General features: G+C 55.7%; 19 protein-coding genes. 10 read left to right on the forward strand and 9 right to left on the reverse strand.

The window, feature by feature from the left end; genetic code table 11:
- Nucleotides 1-4: 4 nt before the first annotated feature.
- Nucleotides 5-2,143 carry an adenosylcobalamin-dependent ribonucleoside-diphosphate reductase gene (locus FWJ25_RS10495; protein ID WP_149600237.1) on the reverse strand — a complete coding sequence of 713 codons (2,139 nt, stop codon included), beginning with the start codon at nt 2,141-2,143 and terminating at the stop codon, nt 5-7.
- Between the two features lie 579 nt (nt 2,144-2,722).
- Between FWJ25_RS10495 and FWJ25_RS10500 the strand changes: the two genes are divergently transcribed.
- A complete protein-coding gene (locus tag FWJ25_RS10500; protein ID WP_188093610.1) occupies nt 2,723-3,541 on the forward strand; it encodes a DUF6160 family protein in 819 nt (272 codons plus the stop codon).
- A gap of 66 nt (nt 3,542-3,607) precedes the next feature.
- Here the strand turns inward: FWJ25_RS10500 and FWJ25_RS10505 are convergent, their stop codons facing one another.
- The 3 genes from FWJ25_RS10505 to FWJ25_RS10515 form a co-directional block, all read right to left on the reverse strand.
- Nucleotides 3,608-4,402, reverse strand: coding sequence for an ABC transporter ATP-binding protein (locus FWJ25_RS10505; protein WP_149600238.1), 795 nt, complete (start codon nt 4,400-4,402; stop codon nt 3,608-3,610).
- A gap of 9 nt (nt 4,403-4,411) precedes the next feature.
- A complete protein-coding gene (locus FWJ25_RS10510; protein WP_149600239.1) occupies nt 4,412-5,314 on the reverse strand; it encodes an ABC transporter permease in 903 nt (300 codons plus the stop codon).
- A gap of 65 nt (nt 5,315-5,379) precedes the next feature.
- A complete protein-coding gene (locus FWJ25_RS10515) occupies nt 5,380-6,354 on the reverse strand; it encodes an ABC transporter substrate-binding protein (protein ID WP_149600240.1) in 975 nt (324 codons plus the stop codon).
- 226 nt (nt 6,355-6,580) lie between these two features.
- Between FWJ25_RS10515 and FWJ25_RS10520 the strand changes: the two genes are divergently transcribed.
- Both FWJ25_RS10520 and FWJ25_RS10525 read left to right on the forward strand, forming a co-directional pair.
- Nucleotides 6,581-8,248, forward strand: a complete 1,668-nt coding sequence (locus FWJ25_RS10520; RefSeq protein ID WP_149600241.1) for an AMP-binding protein — start codon at nt 6,581-6,583, stop codon at nt 8,246-8,248.
- A 173-nt stretch (nt 8,249-8,421) separates the two neighbouring features.
- Complete coding sequence (locus FWJ25_RS10525) at nt 8,422-8,907, forward strand: thioesterase domain-containing protein (RefSeq protein ID WP_149600242.1); 486 nt, start codon at nt 8,422-8,424, stop codon at nt 8,905-8,907.
- 6 nt (nt 8,908-8,913) lie between these two features.
- On the opposite strand, the gene FWJ25_RS10530 is transcribed toward FWJ25_RS10525, so the two are convergent.
- Entirely contained in the window at nt 8,914-10,602 is a 1,689-nt protein-coding gene (locus tag FWJ25_RS10530; protein WP_149600243.1) for an ABC transporter permease, read from the reverse strand.
- A 148-nt stretch (nt 10,603-10,750) separates the two neighbouring features.
- Nucleotides 10,751-11,767 (reverse strand): Fe(3+) ABC transporter substrate-binding protein, encoded by a 1,017-nt coding sequence (locus FWJ25_RS10535; protein WP_149600244.1) that lies wholly within the window; start codon nt 11,765-11,767, stop codon nt 10,751-10,753.
- Nucleotides 11,768-11,945: 178 nt separating this feature from the next.
- On the opposite strand from FWJ25_RS10535, the gene FWJ25_RS10540 reads away from it, so the two are divergent.
- The 3 genes from FWJ25_RS10540 to FWJ25_RS10550 all read left to right on the forward strand — a co-directional run bounded on the left by FWJ25_RS10540 (nt 11,946) and on the right by FWJ25_RS10550 (nt 14,284).
- The gene (locus FWJ25_RS10540; protein WP_149600245.1) at nt 11,946-12,224 is read left to right on the forward strand and encodes a PilZ domain-containing protein; all 279 of its coding nucleotides are present in this window, start codon (nt 11,946-11,948) and stop codon (nt 12,222-12,224) included.
- 115 nt (nt 12,225-12,339) lie between these two features.
- On the forward strand, nt 12,340-12,801 hold the full coding sequence (locus tag FWJ25_RS10545) for a hypothetical protein (RefSeq protein WP_246166763.1): 462 nt from the start codon (nt 12,340-12,342) through the stop codon (nt 12,799-12,801).
- A 175-nt stretch (nt 12,802-12,976) separates the two neighbouring features.
- Nucleotides 12,977-14,284: an HD-GYP domain-containing protein gene (locus FWJ25_RS10550; protein WP_149600247.1), complete on the forward strand. Its 1,308-nt coding sequence runs from the start codon at nt 12,977-12,979 to the stop codon at nt 14,282-14,284.
- Here the strand turns inward: FWJ25_RS10550 and FWJ25_RS10555 are convergent.
- The gene (locus FWJ25_RS10555) at nt 14,274-15,395 is read right to left on the reverse strand and encodes an organic solvent ABC transporter permease (protein WP_149600248.1); all 1,122 of its coding nucleotides are present in this window, start codon (nt 15,393-15,395) and stop codon (nt 14,274-14,276) included. The two genes, FWJ25_RS10550 and FWJ25_RS10555, sit on opposite strands and share 11 nt — an antisense overlap.
- Before the next feature lie 237 nt (nt 15,396-15,632).
- Between FWJ25_RS10555 and FWJ25_RS10560 the strand changes: the two genes are divergently transcribed.
- From FWJ25_RS10560 to queF, 3 genes are read left to right on the forward strand one after another with little or no spacing between them, the layout of a single operon-like run.
- On the forward strand, nt 15,633-16,583 hold the full coding sequence (locus FWJ25_RS10560; RefSeq protein WP_149600249.1) for an ABC transporter ATP-binding protein: 951 nt from the start codon (nt 15,633-15,635) through the stop codon (nt 16,581-16,583).
- A 5-nt stretch (nt 16,584-16,588) separates the two neighbouring features.
- Nucleotides 16,589-17,362 carry an ABC transporter permease gene (locus FWJ25_RS10565; protein ID WP_149600411.1) on the forward strand — a complete coding sequence of 258 codons (774 nt, stop codon included), beginning with the start codon at nt 16,589-16,591 and terminating at the stop codon, nt 17,360-17,362.
- A 14-nt stretch (nt 17,363-17,376) separates the two neighbouring features.
- Entirely contained in the window at nt 17,377-18,195 is an 819-nt protein-coding gene (queF, locus tag FWJ25_RS10570; protein ID WP_149600250.1) for an NADPH-dependent 7-cyano-7-deazaguanine reductase QueF, read from the forward strand.
- Between the two features lie 44 nt (nt 18,196-18,239).
- Here queF and FWJ25_RS10575 read toward each other — a convergent pair whose 3' ends face one another.
- Nucleotides 18,240-19,679 carry an adenylate/guanylate cyclase domain-containing protein gene (locus tag FWJ25_RS10575; RefSeq protein WP_149600251.1) on the reverse strand — a complete coding sequence of 480 codons (1,440 nt, stop codon included), beginning with the start codon at nt 19,677-19,679 and terminating at the stop codon, nt 18,240-18,242.
- A gap of 1 nt (nt 19,680) precedes the next feature.
- The gene (locus FWJ25_RS10580) at nt 19,681-19,992 is read right to left on the reverse strand and encodes an Mpo1-like protein (protein ID WP_149600252.1); all 312 of its coding nucleotides are present in this window, start codon (nt 19,990-19,992) and stop codon (nt 19,681-19,683) included.
- Nucleotides 19,993-20,097: 105 nt separating this feature from the next.
- Here FWJ25_RS10580 and FWJ25_RS10585 point away from each other — a divergent pair, with 105 nt between their 5' ends.
- Entirely contained in the window at nt 20,098-20,652 is a 555-nt protein-coding gene (locus FWJ25_RS10585) for a nitroreductase family protein (RefSeq protein ID WP_149600253.1), read from the forward strand.
- The last annotated feature ends 45 nt before the right edge of the window (nt 20,653-20,697 follow it).

Here is a 20,697-nt window from a genome sequence, read left to right on the forward strand (position 1 = left end):
CGGATCAGTACTTGCCGTAAGTGCCTTCTTTAAGCGCATCAAACAGGTTGGCGGCAGTGTGGATTTCACCGTCGTATTCTACCTGTTCGTTACCACGCAGCGTCACTTTGCTGCCATCGTCCAGGGTGAACTCGTACATGGTGTTCTCAAGGTCTTTCTCTTTAACCAGAACGCCCTGGAAGGCTTCCGGGTTAAAGCGGAAGGTGGTGCAGCCCTTCAGGCCTTTGTCATAGGCGTAGAGGTAAATGCCCTTGAATTCCTGGTATGCGAAGTCTGTAGGAACATTCGCTGTTTTGGAAATCGAGGAATCTACCCATTTCTGAGCGGCGGCCTGGATGTCCACGTGCTGCTGTGGGGTTACGTCATCCGAGGTGGTGAAGTAAGCCGGCAGCTTTTTGTCTGCGTCATCGGAGAACGGCATCGCAGCAGCGTTCACCAACTGACGGTAGGCCAGAAGTTCGAAGGAGAATACGTCAACCTTCTCTTTGGTTTTGCGACCTTCCCGGATGATGTTACGGGCATAGTGGTGCGAGAAACTCGGCTCAATACCGTTACTGGCGTTGTTGGCCAGCGACAGGCTGATAGTACCGGTCGGCGCGATGGAGGTATGGTGGGTAAAGCGGCCACCTTTCTCGGCCAGTTGTTTAACCAGCTCCGGCTCTACCTTGGCGATTTCCTGCATGTAGCGGCTGTATTTCGCGTGCAGCAGTTTGCCTTTCAGTACGTCGCCGATTTTGTAGCCGTCTTCGGCCAGTTCCGGGCGCTTGGCCATCATCTTCGGAGTGATTTCGAAGTCTTCGTCCATCACCGGGGCAACGCCTTTCTCGTCCGCCAGGGAGAGGGACTGGCGCCAGCCTTCCACGGCCATCTCACGAACCACTTCTTCGGTAAAGGCTACAGACTCGTCCGAACCGTAAGGCATTCGCAGCATGGCAAGGGTGGAACCCAGGCCGAGGATGCCCATGCCGTGGCGGCGCTTGTGGGTGATCTCGTGGCGCTGCTCAGGCAGCGGCAGGCCGTTGATCTCTACTACGTTGTCCAGCATGCGGGTGAAGATGCCCACAACCTTGCGGTACTTCTCGTAGTTGAAACTGGCCTTCTCGGTGAACGGGTAGTCCACAAATTTGGTTAGGTTCACGGAGCCCAGCAGGCAGCTGCCGTAAGGGGGCAGGGGCTGCTCGCCACAGGGGTTGGTGGCGCGGATGTCTTCGCAGAACCAGTTGTTGTTCATCTGGTTGACCTTGTCGATCAGGATGAACCCCGGCTCGGCGTAGTCGTAGGTGCTGGTCATGATGGTGTCCCAGATGAACTGGGCTTTCACCGTTTTGTAGATACGGCAGGCCACTTTGCCTTCGTCGTTTACAACGTAGCCATCCAGAACCGGGAAGTCGCGGTACAGGAACTGGGAAGCGTCGGCCAGATCCAGACCTTCTTCGTCGGCTTCCTTCTGGGTAACGGGGAAGGAGAGGTGCCAGTCGTCGCCGTTGCGAACGGCTTCGATGAAGTCTTCAGTGATCAGCAGGGACAGGTTGAACTGGCGCAGGCGGCCATCTTCACGCTTGGCCTGGATGAATTCGATGATGTCCGGGTGGTGAATGTCGAACGTAGCCATCTGGGCACCGCGGCGACCACCGGCGGAAGACACGGTGAAGCACATGCGGTCGAAGATATCCATAAAGGACAGCGGGCCGGATGTGGTGGCGCCGGCGCCGGCAACGTAGGCACCACGAGGGCGCAGGGTGGAGAATTCATAACCGATACCACAGCCGGCCTTGAGGGTCAGGCCTGCTTCGTGGTTTTTCTCCAGGATGTCGTTCATGGAGTCGTGAACGGTACCCGATACGGTGCAGTTGATGGTGGAGGTGGCAGGCTTGTGGGCTTCTGCACCGGCGTTGGAAGTGATACGGCCAGCAGGGATGGCGCCGTTCTGCAACGCCCAGATAAAGTCCTTCATGTGCTTGGTGCGCACGGACTTGTTTTCTACTTCCGCGAGGGCCTTGGCCACGCGCTCGTAGGTGGCGTTGATGTCTTTATCTACGGGCTCGCCGGTCTTGGTTTTCAGCTGATATTTGCTGTTCCAGATGTCTAGCGAAGCTTCCTGCATCGGAATCGTTGTGATCACTGCCTGTGCCTTAGCGTTCATTGCCACCCTCGGTCTTCCCAGTATGTACTGATTTGACAGCACTGTCCTTTGGACAGTCTGTACCCCTTCTGATTCGTGTTTTTGCCAGACTATCCGATTGTTCGTACGAAACCACTAGATATGGTGGTCGTAATGTGCCGCGAGGCATACGAAACGGAGTCTGTTTTTGCTTTGGATCTTGTTGTAGGCCTGGCTTTGGCCATTTGCCCCATAGCCTGAGAGCTATGCGGTCTGGAAGTCTTTGGCCCTATATGTGGGCTTGTTTTTCGGAAAGTATAACAGGATATAGTGTTCTGTGAATAAGAACGGAACTATTGAAGAAGAGGATGCCGCAAAGAAAATCAATCAAACTGGACTTGCATCCCTGCAAGATGGCGCCGTTGGCGGGTTTGCGGTCACATAGGCGCTTGCCACTATATATTGTGGTTAAAAAATGGTCTCCCGGGCGGGTGGTGTTGGCCTGGGCCGATTTGTGACTTCTGCACGTACCCGCAGACAACGTGTCGCTAAAGTATGAGCGTGGCGTCGGAGTCTGCAGTGGCCCACAGGAAGTGATAACCACTATAAAAGGAATAAAAAATGAAAGGCCTGAAACCTTCCTTGCTAGCGCTGTGCGTTGCAGGTGCGCCACCTGTTGCCATGGCGGAGATTCAGTTGCTGGATGATGCTTCGATGGGAAACATTACCGGTCAGGCGGGTGTCACCATTGAGCTGGAGACCCGGGTAAATATTGATCGTTTTATCTATACCGACGAAGGCTCACTGGAAGTGAATGATATCTTCGTGGGTGGCGGTAACCGAAACGACTATTTCTCCGAGATGGGATTCAACCTGACGGGCGCTGCGCCGTCGGAGTTGCTGGATAATGTGCGGATCAATATCGACATTGCTCAGGATGGTGATGCGATCATCAATATTCTCCCGATGACCTTCGGGGCAGTGGATCTGACCGTGGCAACCGGAGCGTGGAACCTGACCAGCGCGGTCTCCGCCGACAGCACCACCATTCTGGATAACTTCCGGATGGATGCCCTGATTGGCTCAGGCACGATACGGGTGGATACTGCGACAGACAAACTGAACTTCAAGACCAACCTGGCCATTGATGACATGGATTTTGATGTGCCTTTCCTGGCCATCGGCATCCAGGATTTCCAGTTGACCGGTGCGAATTACGACTTGCAGGCGCCTCAGCCGCTGGATCTGTTTGCCAGTGTTGATATGGACATCTACAAAGCGCCCAATAATGCGGGTGTGGAGAGCCTTGCGGTGGATCTGAACACCTTTGAGGCGGATATACGGGTGGGTGGTGTGATTGTGGGTGGTGCATCCATCGGTTCGATCGCCATGGATAACCTGGCGATCACCAATACGGCGATGCGCATATATGGTCATTAACCACTGTATGTGAAGCTCATAAAAAACGGGGCCCGCCGGCCCCGCTTTTTACCAGTGAGAGCACGATCAGCCGAGTAGCAGGCTGTCGTCATCCACTGAGAGGCCGCGCTGCTTCTCAAACAGACCAAGCAGGTCCTTAACCTCAAGACCTTCCCGTTCCTGACCTGCGATATCGAACACCACCTGTCCCTGGTGCAGCATCACGGTCCGGCTGCCTACTTCCAGGGCCTGTTTCATACTATGGGTCACCATCAGGGCCGTCAGCTTCTGCTCTTCGATGATCTTCTGGGTAAGTTCCAGTACGAAGGCTGCCGTTTTGGGGTCCAGGGCTGCGGTGTGCTCATCCAGCAGGAGAATGCTGGAAGGCGTCAGGCTCGCCATCAACAGGCTAACGGCCTGGCGCTGTCCACCGGAGAGCAGGCCCATCTTGTCGCCAAGGCGGTTTTCAAGTCCCAGTTTCAGGGAGGAGAGGCTCTCCCGGAATTTCTCCATGTACTGCTTCTTGACAGCCGTTGTCAGGCCGCGGCGCTGTCCGCGCTTGATGGCCAGAGCGAGATTTTCCTCAATGGACAGGCCTTCACAGGTTCCCGCGAGTGGGTCCTGGAATACCCGGGCAACGCGGTTGGCGCGTTTGTGGGTAGGCAGTTTGGTGACATCGGTGTTGTCCACGATGATTTCACCGCTATCCACCAGCACTTCCCCTGCCAAGGCGTTGAGGAAGGTGGATTTTCCGGCGCCATTGCTGCCGATAACCGTTACGAATTCACCCTGGTTTACGGTCAGGCTCATACCCCGGAGTGCGGGGTTTTCCAGAGGCGTGCCTTTGCCAAAGGTCAGCCGGAGATCGCTTGCACTGATCATATCGCCTCCTCAGGCCTTCTTGCGGGAAAGTTTGCCCATCACCGATGTGCGAACGCCCGGCAGTACAATTGCCAGGGTCACCAGCACAGCCGTGATCAGGTTGAGATCCTGCGCCTGCAGGCCGAGTACGTCTGCATTAAGGGCAAACGCAATAGCGAGGCGGTAGATGATGGCGCCAAACACGCAGGCGAGCAGGGCGCGCACAACCGACGACGGTGTGATAACGGCTTCACCGCCGATCAGCGAAGCAAGCCCAATTACGATCACGCCAACACCCATGGTCACGTCCGCGGCACCCTGGCTCTGGGCAAACAGGGCGCCAGCCAGACCAACCAGGCCGTTGGACAGGGCGACGCCGAGAATAATCATGCCGCCGGTGGCAATGCCCTGAGCACGGGCCATTCGGGCATTGGCGCCGGTAGCGCGCATGGCCAGACCGGTTTCAGATTTCATGAAGCGCCACAGCAGGATAAAGGCGACGATCACCACAAGAATAAACAGCACCACCGGAACCTGGTGATAGGCCAGCCCAAGGTCGTACCAGGGGGTGAGGACGGTATCTTCTGTCAGCAGGGCCACGTTGGGCCGGCCCATGACGCGCAGGTTAACGGAGTAAAGCGCGATCATGGTGAGAATAGAAGCCAACAGATTAAGAATGTTCAGCTTTACATTCAGGATGGCGGTGACAGCACCGGCGGCCATTCCGGCCAGCACGGCTGCACCGGTCGCAATCCAGGGATTCCATCCGTTAATGATAAGGATGGCAGCCACGGCTGCCCCAAGGGGGAAGCTTCCGTCTACGGTCAGGTCCGGGAAGTCGAGTACCCGGAAGGAGATGTAGATGCCGAACGCGACCAGGCCGTAGATAAGGCCTGTTTCGACGGCACCATAAAATGCGATTTCACTGAGCATGGGTAATATTCACTGTGAAAGAAAACGGGCGGGCCCTTGTGGGGTCCGCCCGTTCAGGTCAGGCGTTATTTGTCGCTTTTGACGACCTCTTTGGCTTCTGCAATCAGGTCGTCAGACAGGGTAATCCCCATCCGTTCGGCTGCCGCCGGATTCACGAACAGGTCAAGGGTGCTCATGGTTTCAACCGGGATGTCGGCTGGTTTGGCGCCGTCGAGTACCCGAAGTACCATCCGGCCGGCCTGGCGGCCATGGTTGTAGTAGTCGAAACCAAGGGCTGCAACGGCACCACGCTCAACGGTGGCCGTGTCCGCCGCAAATACGGGGATATCGGCGCGCTCGCCCACGGAGATAACGGCTTCCGCGGCGCTGATCACCGTGTTGTCGGTGGTGAGGTAAATTGCGTCAGCCTTACCCACCAGGGAACGGGCAGCGCCCAGGACTTCTGAGGTTTTGGTGGCAGCCGCTTTCTCCAGAGTCAGGCCCCGGGCCTTCAGCTTTTCTTCCAGCATTTCAACGAGGGATACTGCATTGGCCTCGCCCGGGTTATAAACGGTACCGATGCGCTTTGCATCCGGAACCACCCGCAGCAGCATGTCGAGGTGTTTGTCGATCGGTAGCATGTCGCTCACACCGGTAATGTTGGCTCCCGGCTGCTCCCAGCTTTTGACCAGCTTGGCACCCACCGGATCGGTTACAGCGGAAAATACCACCGGGATGTCGCGGGCGGCCGCAGCCACAGTCTGGGCTGAAGGTGTTGCGATCGCGACGATAACATCAGGGTTTTCACCCACAAACTTGCGGGCAATCTGGGACGCAATGGCGGCGTTACCCTGTGCACTTTCGTGCATGATGGTCAGGTTTTCGCCTTCGTTATAACCCTGCTCGGCAAGTTCGTCTTTCACGCCCTGATAGACGGCATCAAGAGCCGGGTGCTCAACGATCTGCGTGATGGCAACGGTACGGGCTTCTTGCGCCTGCACCAGGCTGGCGGCTGCCAGCATCGAGGCACCAATCAGGGTGCGCAGGGTTTTTTTGGCCATGTGGCGTTCTCCGAATTGGTTATACGAAAGCCCGCAAGTTTACCACAGCGGGCGTCTTTGATGGGTAGTGGTAATCAACGCGGGCAAGGGCAGAAAAACGAGTTAGTTGTTTTTGGGAACCTTTTTGCTTGCGTCACGTTTTGACCGGCGATAGTGTGTTGAAATACCCTACGAAAGTCTAATAATAAGATCAAAATAACTCGAACAAATAACGCAAGGAAGATCCATGGACGCAACGAACAAACTTCCCCTTGAGATGGTCTACCACTGGGAAAAGAACAAGGCGAATGCCTTGTACATGACTCAGCCCATTGGCGACGGCAACGTGGTTGAGTATACCTGGGGCCGGGCCGTTGACGAGGCGCGCCGTATGGCGGCCTATCTGAAATCACTGAATCTGCCCGAAAAAAGCCGGATTGGTCTGATTTCCAAAAACTGCGCGCAGTGGATTATGACCGATTGGGCCATCTGGATGGCGGGCCACATTTCTGTGCCTTTGTATCCCACGCTGAACGCAGATACGGTTAACTACATTCTGGACCACGCCGGATGCGAGGTTCTATTTGTTGGCAAGCTGGATGACTGGGACATGATGAAACCGGGGGTGCCGGAGTCGGTCCGGTGCATCTCCTATCCGCTTAGCCCTCCTAACGATTTTGAAACCTGGGACGATATTGTCGGAAAATTCCCGCCCCTTGAAGGTGAAACCCGGCGCGATCCCGACGAACTGGCCACCATTGTGTACACCTCTGGCAGCACCGGGCGCCCCAAAGGCGTGATGCTCAGCTTCCGGAATATGGCGTTTGCGGCCACCGGAGGTATGGAAGTGCTGGGTGTCGGGCCGAGTGAGCGAATGCTGTCTTACCTGCCGCTGGCCCACGTGTTTGAGCGTACGTTTGTGGAGCTTGGTTCTCTCTACGCGGGGTTCCATCTGTTCTTCGCTGAATCGCTTGATACGTTTGTTCAGGATTTGCAGCGGGCGCAGCCTACGTTGTTCCTTTCTGTTCCCCGTCTGTGGGTGAAATTCCAGCATGGCGTTCTGCAAAAGATGCCGAAGAAGAAGCTCGATCGGTTGATGAAGGTTCCGTTGCTGAACAAGGTGATCAAGAAGAAGATCCTCAAGGGCCTTGGCCTGGACAAGGTCAAGCTCGCCGGCAGCGGGTCAGCGCCTTTATCCAGCGATGTGCTGGATTGGTATCGCAACCTGGGACTGGAGTTGCTTGAAGGCTATGGCATGTCCGAAAACTTCGCCTACTCCCATATGAACAAACCGGGACGGTCCCGTACCGGGTATGTGGGTGAAGCGGCGCCGGGTGTTGAAGTCCGTATCAGCGAACAGGGCGAGGTTCTGATCAAGAGCCCGGCTACTATGATGGGCTACTACAAGGACGAAGAGAAAACCAAAGAAGCCTTCACCGAAGATGGCTTCCTGCGCACCGGCGACAAGGGCGAGATCGATGAAATGGGTCGCCTGAAACTGACTGGGCGCCTCAAAGAGATCTTCAAGACCAGCAAGGGCAAGTACATTGCGCCTGCGCCCATTGAGAATCGTCTGATGTCGCACGATGCCATCGAAATGGTTTGTGTGTCTGGTGCTAACCAGACCCAGCCTTATGCACTCGTCATGCTGGGTGAGGAAGTTCAGCCCAAGACGGCTGATGAAAATTTCCGCAAGGAGCTGGAAGCCAGCTTCAAGAACCTGATCCAGGAAGTGAACAAGACCGTGGATCCCCATGAACAACTGGCGTTTATCACCGTTGTGAAGGACGAATGGTCTATCGAGAACAGCTTTCTGACACCCACGCTGAAGCTGAAGCGGAATGTGGTTGAGGATGCCTACCAGGCGAAGGTAGACAGCTGGTACGCCAAGAGGCAGCCCGTCATCTGGCAGTAGTGCTTCCCGGCAGGTTCCGATAACTCAGACAATCAGGCCCGGCATTGCCGGGCCTGATTTCGTTCGGGCGTAAGCGTTTTCTCGTAAATCAATCATTGGGGTACATAAGTAGCATTTGGAAAACCCGAAAGGGGGCATAGACTGACACAATGTCAGAAGGGAAATCAGATTTTATGAGTCAGCTGGATGTCTTTCAAAAGCGTATCAATGAAGAGATACCGCTAACCAACGCTTTGGGAATTCGCCTGTTGTCCTGGGACGGCCATGCGCTGTTGCTGCAGGCTCCTCTCGAGCCAAACCGCAATCATCAGGGCACCGGGTTTGGAGGCAGTGTTTACTCTGCTGCCGTGACCGCTGCCTGGGGAGTAACCGAACTTGCGTTGGCTGACCTCGGGCTCAAGGGCAGTGTGGTCGTGCAGACCGGTACCATCGATTATGTGGACCCGGTTGAAAGCGATTTTTATGTGATTTGCCGGCTGCCCGGCGATGAAGTGCCTGATCGGTTCCGCAAGAGCCTGGCCCGCCACGGGAAGGGGCGTCTGGACCTGACTGCGGAAGTATTTTGTGGCACTCCCACTACGGAACCCAAGGGTGATCCGGTGGCGGTATTCCAGGGCCGGTTTGTTGTTCAGGATGCCCGTTCCCGGGTGAACCTCTGACCCAGCTTATCCGATCGCCCGGGCGTTGGAGATGGACCGGCTCATCAGAATGATCGGAATAATCCCCGCAAGCACGATGATCAGTGCAGGCAGTGCGCTGTGATACAGCCGCTCATCTGAAGCAAACTGGTAAACGTAGGTTGCCAGGGTTTCGAAGTTGAACGGTCTCAGGATCAGTGTTGCGGGCAGCTCTTTCATGCAATCCACAAATACCACCAGCGCTGCCGTCATCAAGGTTCCCCGAAGGATGGGTAGGTGCACGTGGACCAGGGTTTTACCTGGTGTATGGCCAAGTGAGCGAGAGGCCATGTCCATACTCGGGGTGATCTTCTGCAAGGCACTTTCAACGCTTCCGGCCGACACCGCCAGGAAGCGGACCGTGTAGGCAAACACCATGGCAAACGCCGTTCCGCTCAGCAGCAGCCCGGTGCTGAACCCGAACCAGTCCCGGGCAATGGCATCCAGCCAGTTGTCGAAACCCGCCAGAGGAACGATGACACCGACCGCCAATACGGCCCCCGGCATGGCATAACCAAGGCTTGAAAGGCGCATCAACACCTGCATGCCCCTGGTGTTGTGAAGTCTGCGGCTGTACGCCAGGGTGACCCCGACGATCAGGGTTGTCAGCGCCGCGGTGCCGGACAGCAGCAGGCTGTTCAGCGCATTCTCAAGGAAGTCAGGATTCCAGCTCTGGTCGAAGTATTCCCACGCATAGACCGCCAGAGTGGCACCCGGAATAGCAAAGCCGAGAATAACCGGTATGGCACAAACAGCAACGCAGATCAGCTGGCGTGGCATGGACATGGTGAAACGCTGGATCGGGTCGCGGTTGTCCCGGGCCGCAAACTGCTGTTGCCGGCGTCGTGAGTAACGCTCCAGCGTCACCAGGATAACCACGAAGATCAGCATAGTGGTGGCGATCTGGGCCGCACCACCAAGATTGCCAAGGTTCATCCAGGTATCGAACAGGCCGGCCGTCAGGGTTTGCACTGCGAAGAAGTCGACCGTGCCGAAGTCATTCAGGGTTTCCATCAAGACCAGTGACAGGCCCACGGCAATTGCCGGGCGGGCAATGGGTAGAACTACCCGGAAGAAGGTGCTGAGCGCAGAGTGCCCAAGACTCCTGCTTACGGCAAACAGGGACGGGGACTGCTCAAGGAAAGCGGCTCTCGCAAGCAGATAAACATAGGGATAGAGCACCAGCCCGATCATCAGGGTGGCGCCTTCAAGGCTACGGATCTCGGGGAACCAGTATTCAGTGGCATTTTGCCACCCGAACCAGTCCCTGAGGGCGCCCTGAACGGGGCCGGCATAATCGAGCAAGCTGGTATAGACGTAGGCAATTACGTAGGCCGGCACGGCGAACGGTAGGAGCATGGCCCATTCAAAAAACTTCCGTCCCGGGAATTCACACATGGTGACTGCCCAGGCGGAGGCCAGACCGATCACCAGGGTGAGGATGCCTACACCAGCCATTAATTGCAGTGTGGTTACCAGATACCGGGGCATGGTGGTATCCAGAAGGTGTGGCCAGATGTTTTCCTCAGGAAAAAAGGCGAGGAAGATCACAGATAGAACAGGAAGGGCAACGACAGCGGTTGTCACAATGGCTGAAATAAGCCAACGTTTCGAGGTGCGCTTTGCCAGAAGGGGCTGAGTGAGCCCGGGCTCAACGCTGGTGACAGCCTCGGTCATTCGGTGTCCTGTTTTTTGAATCGGAATGAGAAAGGGTGTCGATTTTAGTCAGCTAAACAGTCTGCTGCAATGACTGGCGTCATTTCCGACAGTGATATCAGGGGAGGGTGGCCCCGGAGCAGGCTGGGTTACTCCGGGGCAGTATGGCTTATTCGCCGTCGTAGTCGACGCGGTCAACCATTTTCACGGCTGCGTTGCGGTTCTCGGCAATGGTGTGCAGTGGCAGTGCGTCTGGGTGGATTTCACCCCACTCGGCCACAAGACCTGAAGGCTTCACATCCGGGTTGGCCGGATACTCTGTGTTGGCTTCTGCATAGATTCGCTGTGCTTCAGGAGAAGACAGGAATTCCATCAGTTTGATGGCTTCTTCTTTGTTTGGTGCGCTCTTGGTCAGTGCGATACCACTGATATTGATGTGGGTACCACGGCCTTCGGCATTCGGGAATACCAGGCGAACCTGTTCCGCGATAGGCCGCTGGTTTTCGTCCTGCAGCATGTTGCCATAGTAGTAGCTGTTGCCAATGGATACGTCACAGACGCCTTCGGCAATGGCCTTGATCTGGTCGCGGTCGCCGCCTTGCGGTTTGCGGGCCAGGTTGTTTTTCAGGCCAGCCAGCCACTTTTCAGTATCCGCTTCGCCGTGATGGGCGATCATGGATGAGATCAGGGCAATGTTGTACGGGTGTTTGCCGCTGCGAGTACAGATGCGGCCTTCCCATTCAGGGTCTGCCAGCTGCTCGTAAGTTGTGATTTCACCCTCTTTGACACGTTCCCTGGAGGTGAAGATCAGGCGGCCACGTGTGGTCAGGGCGTACCACTTACCCTCCGGGTGACGGAGGTTCTCTGGAATGTTGTGCTCGAGAGTGTCTGTGGTCACTCCCTGGACCAGGTCACGCTCAACCAGCTCGTTGATGCGGGAAATGTCCACGGTCATGACAACATCCGCAGGGCTGTTGCGGCCTTCGCGTTCAAGGCGCTCTGCGAGGCCTTTTTTGGCGAAAACAACGTTCGTATCGATGCCGGTTTCTTTTTCAAAGGCATCCATCAGAGGCTTCAGAAGATAAGCCTGACGGTAGGAATAGATGTTGACCTCACCATCGGCATTGGCGCTGAGGGGGAGAGCAGACAGGGCGATTGCAGCGGCGGCTGCCAGTTTCATTCGCATGTAATTGTCCTTCCACGAAATGGATGCATTTTCCGGTTTGCACCGGTAGTTATAAACAGCAACTATTCTCATTAGTATTAAAGGTATAGTCAATACTCCCGATAGGATATTTCAAACGGAATGGTGCTATGCTTCGGAACACCCTAAAAAATATGCAAAAATTGACGGAAATCACTTCATGACCGGGAAAGATCGAAGAGAGCACATCCGTACGGCAATGACTGCAAAGGTAAAGGTGACCCATCCTGAGTTCGGGGAATTCGTTTTCTCTACTCGGGATATTTCGGACGGCGGCGTGTTTGTGGTGGTAGATACGGAACCGTTCACGCCCGTTCTGGGGGACCGTGTTACGGTACAGGTGCAAGGGCTTCCGGTGCCCGCTCCAGTGCTGGACATGGTGGTTGTGCGCCAGACTAACGATGGGTACGGCTTGCAGTTCGACCATTGCGACGACTGATATGAAGCGATTCCTTATTCTGATTTTCCTTCCTTTATGGTTGCAGGGGTGCGCTTCTTACTATTCCCATTCTGCTGTTTTTCAGGCTGAGAATTCCCGCGGTGAACCCCGGCAGGTGCGACTTACCTGGGAGACGGCAGAGTATCCGGGGTGGTGGCCGGTCAGTGATAAGGCAACGCCGATCAGTGTCGAAACCCAGTGTAGTGAACGTATCTGGCGTCTGCGAGATAGCAGCCAGGACGGCGAAGGTAGTTGCGGTGAGGGTATCAGGGCCTGCGGTGATCCGAAGCGTGACATCTCATTTCCGGGTGCTTCTCCGGTAGGGCCTTCAACCGTTTGTCTGGCGGCCTACCCATCAGGATCCGGTAAGCGAATTGCCGATATCGACGGTAGACTGGAGCTTGCCGTGTCCTGCCAGCCCGCACGAGTCTCCGAGGGTGAAGGTGACAATATTCGGAACCTGGACTACCTCCGGGCGTCTCCAGTCCCTTACATGGTATACACCCGTAAGGCCCCAAGAGGCGCGTTCAGGGCCCGCATTCCGGAATTTCAGGAAAGCATCTGTGACGGAAATTGACACTTTCTGACGTCGGCTTGTGAACGGCGTCACACTGCTACACTTTGTTTCTCTTGGATAATCTGCGTTACGCTTTGTTGCCCCGGGTTGCTTTGTGCTACCAAACTGTAATGGACTCTTCCGGGCAGCCGGGCAGAATAGTAATCATCAAAAAGTTTATGCACTGAGGTGACTTGTGGGCGTCCAACAGAAAAAGGTAGCGGTACACGATCTGGAGGTGGGCATGTTTGTGTCAGACCTTGATCGACCCTGGCACCAGACACCTTTCCCGATTCAGGGCTTTCATATTCGCTCCCAGGATGATATCCGAGCGGTGTCTTCCCATTGCCGCTGGGTAATGGTTGATGTTGCGGAGATACGTGAGTCCCTCGAACTCAGCGATGCGAAGCCGGTAGTATTTGGCCGGAATGCCAAGAGCCGGGGGCGTGGACGTGATGTACTGCAGTTGCCGCCGATCAGTATCCGCGAGCCTCTGGTCTACGAAGAAGTGACAAGCTTCAGGAAGGAAATCAGGACGTCCAGGCAGCTGCTGGGAGACGTCGAAGCGTCGTTGCATCGTCTGTTTGAAACGATTCGGTCCGAGGGTGTTGCGGACCTCAAACCGATTGCCCGCCTGACCAGCCAAATGGTAAGTAGTGTCGTGCGTCAGCCAGACGCGTTGCTGTGGTTGGCTCGCACCCGGCAGCATGATGACTTCCTCTACCGGCATGCGCTTAACACGGCGGTTTGGGCCCTGGTGTGTGGCCGGCAGCTTGGCCTTAACGAAGGTTTACTTAACCACCTGTGCGTGGGATGTCTGTTGTCCCAGGTAGGCAAAACCGAGTTGTCTCAGGATATGCTGGCTCGGGAAGGGCAACTGGATCAGGAAGAGTTCGCTGAATATAAAACCTACGTGGCGCGCGGTGTTGCCAAACTGAGTGGTACGGGTTTGTCGCGAGCGGTGCTGAGTGTGATTCAGGGACACCGTGAACGTCATAATGGCTCAGGTTTCCCGGAAGGTGTCCGGGGTGACCGGATTCCCTTGCTGGCGAAGATTGCAGGCCTGGCGGAGTTTTTTGAATCGCTGGTCGGCCCGCGGGATGGCGGCGAACCGGTGACGCCGGCGCGAGCCGTTACCATGCTGTACGACATGCGCAACATTGAATTCCAGGAAGACCTGATTGAAGTATTCATTCAGGCCATTGGCATCTACCCCACCGGCAGCCTCGTCGAACTGACTGACGGCCAGCGTGGCATTGTGATTTCCCATTCCCGGGAGCGCCGGTTGTGGCCGCGGGTCATGGTGATGACGGATACCGATCGCAAGCCGCTTAAATCCGCAAAAATAGTCGATCTGGCCCGGTTCAATGAAGAACGGGATGCAGCTGAGGCGGTGACTGTCCGTGAATGTCTCCCGCACGGGTCTGAGGGGCTGAATCCTGCAGGTTACGATGTCACCGGCGTTGATTCCCGTTGGAACTTCTCGCGGTTGATCAGCGGATAATTACTCGCAACTGCTTTCGTACCCAGCGGTAGGTGCCCTCCGGGCGGAAGCTCAGGATCAGTTCTGACTCTCCGCCCGATTCTCCATCCACAAAATATTCCACTCTGCCTGATTGCCAGTCCGTTGCATGGATAACCACATCGGACGGTCGGGTGCTGATGGCTTCCAGATCTGAAAGCGCCAGAACCTTCCCGATTTCGTGAATCTCCAGAGATTTTATCCCGGTATCGGATGCTGGGTGGCTGGCCACGTGGTTTTCAAGGTAATAGCGGTTTGCCAGGTTTGTACTGATGGCGTTGAGTTCACGGGTCAGATAGATTCTGGCGTCTTCTTCATCAATCACATCAAGGGTTCTGACGGAATCAAGAATCCGGTCCCGTTTGGCCTGAAGATCCTCGCTGTAGTCGATATCGGGGTCCCAGTCGGCTTCTTCCTCGGGTTTTCCCGGAGCGTTGTCGATTTCATCCTGAGTGGGGGGGGCTTCACAGAGTTCGTCGCCCTCCGGATAGAAACAGATAGCGGCCAATAGCTGGTTGGCAGGAGACGGTGCTGTCCCTGTAGCGGTAAATTCCGGCTCTGGAACAGCAAAGTCGATAGGGCCGCTTAGCTTGGGTAACGCTGCGTTGATTTGTTGTATCACGCGGTCGCGGATGTCCATGCCTTCGCCGTCCTTTACGTTCTCTGTCCAGTTCAGAGACATCAGGAATCGGGTGAAGTTGCTCAGAGTCGCATCATGCAGGAGTTGTTGTTCTGTGATGGTGTGCGTGCTGAGTCCTTCGCCATCAACCCCTGCGTTATTCAGTGCGGCCCGGACATCGGAAAAAAACTCCAGTGGCGTCACATACTCCCTGGCTGGAACGCCTTCGGCCAGGGCCAGGTCACCAATGTTGAAGCTCAGGGTCTCTCCAGGATAGTAGAGAAATCTGCCACTGCTGTCGGTTGTGCCCGTCTGGCTGGCAGTCTGGTAGCTCAAACCGCTAAGGCCGTTGTAGCTCAGGTATCCTGTGCTTGCAGCAGTTCCACCGGAACCGCCACTGTCTCCGAGGCATGCAGTAAGTGCCAGTGACGTAGCCAGGCCAAAGGACAGACGGACGAGGTGAGCGGATCTCATGGTGTTTCGTACATTCCCTTGAATCGCGTGCGATGTACGTGGTGCCGGCATCCGGGCATCACACTATTTGTAAGTTGTTGTAACCGGATTATAGGGGTGGGCCTGCAGGGATATCGCGATATCTGTCGCAGTTTGGGCTGACAGGCTTGAAAAACCATGACTTGCCACAATGAATAGCATTCTAAATTTCTTCGGCGGGCCAGGTATTCTGGTCGCTGACCCAGATCGGGAACCTGTATGACCAACGCACTGGAAATTGAGGGCCTGACAAAAACCTATGGAAGCGGTTTCCAGGCCCTGAAAGGCATCGACCTGAACGTTAAGCAGGGCGACTTTTTCGCCCTTCTTGGGCCCAATGGGGCAGGTAAATCAACCACTCTCGGGATCGTCTCCTCGCTGGTGAACAAGACTGCGGGAAAGGTCCGGGTATTTGGTTACGACATCGATACCCATCTTTCGGATGCGAAAGTGAATCTCGGCGTGGTTCCACAGGAATTCAATTTCGGCCAGTTTGAAAAGGTCTTCGATATTGTCACTACTCAGGCGGGTTACTACGGCATCCCACTGAAGGAAGCGTCGGTCTCGGCTGAAAAGTACCTCAGGAAGCTGGGGCTGTGGGACAAGCGCAACACGCCAGCGAGAATGTTGTCTGGCGGTATGAAACGGCGCCTGATGATTGCCCGTGCCCTGGTACACGAGCCCGGCCTGCTCATCCTTGACGAGCCAACCGCCGGGGTGGATATCGAACTCAGGCGCTCGATGTGGGCCTTTCTGGAAGAGATGAATCGCGAGGGCACCACGATCATCCTCACCACTCATTATCTGGAAGAGGCGGAAGCGCTCTGCCGGAATATTGCCATTATCGACCACGGCCGGATTGTACGACACACCAGCAAGCGGGAACTGTTGCAGCAACTGAGCATCGAGACGTTCGTGCTGGACACTGATACTGCACTTGATGTGGTTCCGGTGCTCCACGGTTTTGAGGTTCGCCTGGATGATGAAGGCAGCCTTGAGGTGGATGTCGAAAAAGGCCAGGGGCTGAATGGTGTGTTCATTCAGCTCGAGAAGCTGGGTATTAAGGTACTGAGTATGCGGACCAAGGCGAATCGCCTGGAAGAACTGTTTATACGCATGATCGAAGAAAACGCAGAAGAAACACGGAGAGCCGGGGAGGGCGTTGCATGAGTGGTATGAGTTCGGCCGCCCTGTTCACCGCTTTTAAAACGATTGTGGTGAAGGAAATCCGCCGGTTTACCCGGATCTGGGTACAGACCCTATTGCCCCCCGTCATCACCATGACACTCTATTTCATCATTTTCGGTAACCTGATCGGTTCCCGCATCGGGCAGATGGGTGGGCTCGACTATATGGCCTTCATCGTGCCCGGCCTGATCATGATGTCGGTCATCACTAACTCCTACGCGAATGTAGTTTCGTCATTCTTCTCGATGAAGTTCCAGCGCAACATTGAAGAGCTGCTGGTGTCGCCGGTTCCTAACTGGATCATCCTCGCCGGCTGGGTCTGTGGCGGAATGGCCCGGGGCCTGAGTATCGGGCTGATTGTCACAGTATTGTCGCTGGCCTTTACCAACCTTACGATTCACAACCTGGGCATCATGGTGACTACCGTCTTTCTGACATCGGCCCTGTTTTCCCTGGGTGGTTTTATCAACGCAATGCTGGCCACCAAGTTTGACGACATTTCCATTGTGCCGACGTTCGTGCTGACGCCCCTGACCTACCTCGGTGGGGTGTTCTACAGCATTGATCTGCTGCCGGATTTCTGGCGGGGCGTGTCCATGGCGAACCCGATCCTGTATATGGTCAACGGGTTTCGCTACGGCATACTGGGAGTTTCGGACGTTAATCCATTCGTTTCTCTTGGTATGATTCTGGTTTTCATTACCGTGCTGACCATCATTGCTCTGCGAATGCTGGCGCGTGGTAAAGGTATCCGCCACTGAGCACAGGAATTTTTATGGCTCTTGATAATGCGCCGCTTGGTAAAAACAGCGCCTATCCGGATCGATACGATCCAAATCTTCTCTTCCCGGTTTCCAGGGAGGAGAATCGCCGTCGGCTTGGCCTTAGTGACGGGCGCTGGCCCTGGTTTGGTGAAGATTTGTGGCAGGCCTGGGAAGTGTCATGGGTACGACCGGGAGGGGTGCCTGCGGTGGCCTGGGCCGAGATTCGTTTTCCGGCTGCTTCGCCGTCGATCATTGAATCGAAATCTCTGAAGTTGTATCTGAACTCCCTGAATCAGACCATCTTTTCTTCAGCCGAGCAGGTGGCAGAGACGATAAAGGCGGATCTGTCGAGTGCGTGCGGCGCTGCCGTCGATGTGTGGATGCGGAGCGTTGATGAGTCCGGTGAAGCCGTGGGGCGCCCGGGCGGGTACCTGTTGGTCGATGACGAAGCGCTGGATGAGGTGGTGTATGAGTACGCGCCTGACTCCCTGACAGCGTCCGGTGCTGTTGTCTCAGAGCGCTTGTGTTCTCACCTGCTGAAGAGCAACTGCCCGGTGACCGGGCAGCCTGATTGGGCCACTGTGTTGATTGACTATACCGGCCCCAGAATTGATCGGGCCGGATTGTTGAAGTACATCGTGAGTTTCAGGCAGAAGCAGGACTTCCACGAACATTGTGTGGAAACCATTTTTACGGACCTGATGGGGCGCTGCCAGCCGGAGGCGCTCACGGTATGTGCTCGCTACACGCGACGTGGCGGGCTTGATATCAATCCCTGGCGTAGCACCGACGCCGACGGTAATGCAGGCCCAAGGCTGATCCGTCAGTAGGCTTGATCCAGAAGCGTTCGAAGTATGGTTTGGCGAGAGGGCGCTCAGGCGTCCTCTTCTTCCCGCCGTAACCGATCGGCAGCGTCTTCCAGGGCGGTCAGAATAGCCAGCCGCTCTTTCTCTGTAATCTTGTCCGAGTCCAGATACATGGCAAAACCGCTGTGCTCATGTTCCAGGAAGCTCCGGTTTGGTCCCATGTCGCGACGGAAATCCACTACCTCGTAGATCGGTACAGGCTTCGCAAACCCCTTTACAGTGATCTCACCTTTGTCGCGGCACATGATCTTGTCCTTGATCAGCGAGAAGGCTTCGTAGGACACCAGAATCTCGCCTGGTTCAGCCAGCGATTCCAGTCGGCTTGCCAGGTTCACTTCCTTGCCGATGATGGTGTAGTCCATCCGGTTTTCGGCGCCAAAGTTACCCACGGTGGTGTAGCCGGTACTGATGCCCATGCGAATTTCCAGCGGCGTCTTGATGCCCTGGCTGCGCCATTTCTGCCGCATGATTTTCATGTGCTTGCGCATTTCAATCGCCATGGAGACACAGGCAAAGGCATCGGCTCTCGGCCCCCGGCTGGTGGGGTCACCAAAAAACACCATGATGGAGTCACCAACGAATTTGTCGATCGTGCCGCCATACTTTAATGCCACTTCGGACATTTCATTGAAGTAGTGATTGAGCAGTTCTGTCAGCGCCTCCGGCTCCATCTCCTCCGACAGTTCCGTAAAGCCTTTAATGTCAGAGAAGAAAATGGCGAGCTTTTTGCGCTGGGTTTCCAGGCGGACGTCGCGTTCGCCGGTGAAAATGGATTGCCAGACCTGAGGCGAGAGGTATTTGGAGAGCTTGTGGGAAAGGGCAATCGATTGCTCCCGCTGGTTCTGGATCTGGGTTTTGGCGAGCATCAGAGCGCGGGCCTGCTGGTGCGAGTAATAAGCGGTAACGCAAATATAGAGGCCTGTACATGCTACGGCCGCGATACTGGTCAGTAGCGGTGACTGTAGTGTTTCTGCCGGGCCGACAATGGCTGCGGTGGCGGCGATGGCTACGACCATGAATCCGGTTCCTACAAGCCACTGGCGAATACCACCGACGATGAGGCAGCTGAACATCAGCATGAGGGCGACAGAAACTGATGGAATCCCGACCAGGCCAATACAGCCAATGAACATGCCGCCGCCGGCACAGTCGACAAACAGAATTTTCTGTCGGATGCGGGCCGATTGACGGAGAAAGGTTTTGCGGGTCAGGGTATGAGCGATATGAGGCCAGATCAGGGCGCCAGCAACCAACCACAGTGTCCATTGCGGGAAAGCTTCCTGAAGCACGCCTGACACCACGATAACGGCCGAAGCAGCATAGGCGAGAATGCGGCCGTTGTAATCCGGCATAGGAGGAATCGCAACAGTACCGCCACTGGTTTCGACACCCAGTGACTTTCCTGCACATGTGCTGGCGTTACGAAGATCGGCAGGTGCGCTCATCATGTCAGAAAGGAATCCTGCCCGTAAGCATGTCGCGGAACATGACCCAGTCGCCCATCAGGCTGTAGATCGGGTGCTTGAAGGTTGCAGGCCGGTTTTTCTCATATTTGAAATGCCCAACCCACGCGAAGCCATAGCCAATCACTGGTAGAATCAAGAGCCAGGCCAGTTTGCCAGTGCCCAGTGCCGAGATGGCGACTAGCAAAACCAGCAGGCTACCCACGAAATGCAGGCGGCGACAGGTAACGTCCCTGTGTTCTTCCAGATAGTAAGGATAGAATTCCGAAAAGCTGCTAAAGGTTTGCTGGTCACTCATGGCGCTGCTACCGCTTCGATTATTTTTTTGATGAGGCAGACCGGACTACGACTAAAGGTTAACAGTATTAAGTGTAAGTCACAATTTAAGGCACAGCGAGACACTATGACTGCCGTTACCGATTTCCTGCTTAACAGACGTTCCGAACCCCGGTTGCAGGCTCCGGCGCCCGATAAGGCGACGTTGGAACAGGCCTTTGCCTGCGCTGCCCGCGCGCCTGATCACGCGCTTCTGAGGCCGTGGCGTTATCTGGTTGTGGAAGGCGAAGGACTTCAGGCTTTGGGAGACCTGTTTGCCAGCGCCTGTTCCGAGGGCAGTACTTCTCAGGAAATAGAGAAAGCCCGACATGCACCGCTGCGGGCACCGATGGTTATTATTGGTATTGCCTCACCGACACATCACCCCAAGGTTCCCGAGGTTGAGCAGGTGATGTCGGCCGCTGCAGGAGTGTCTTTTATAGAGTTGGCGCTGCAGGAAGCCGGTTTCGGGGTCATGTGGCGTACGGGTTCACCGGCCTATAGCCCAGTGGTCCACCAGGGATTGGGGCTTGAAGACGGTGAATCCATTATCGCTTTTCTCTATACCGGAACAGTCACGTCCGAAAAACCGGCGGTCCCCCGGCCGGAACTGAGTGACTACGTGGGACGCTGGCCCAAGTGATTACTCGCCGGCGAGTGGCGGGGAAAACCCTTGCCGCTTCTGCCG

This window comes from Marinobacter salinexigens, from assembly GCF_008370345.1.
GTDB lineage: Bacteria > Pseudomonadota > Gammaproteobacteria > Pseudomonadales > Oleiphilaceae > Marinobacter > Marinobacter salinexigens.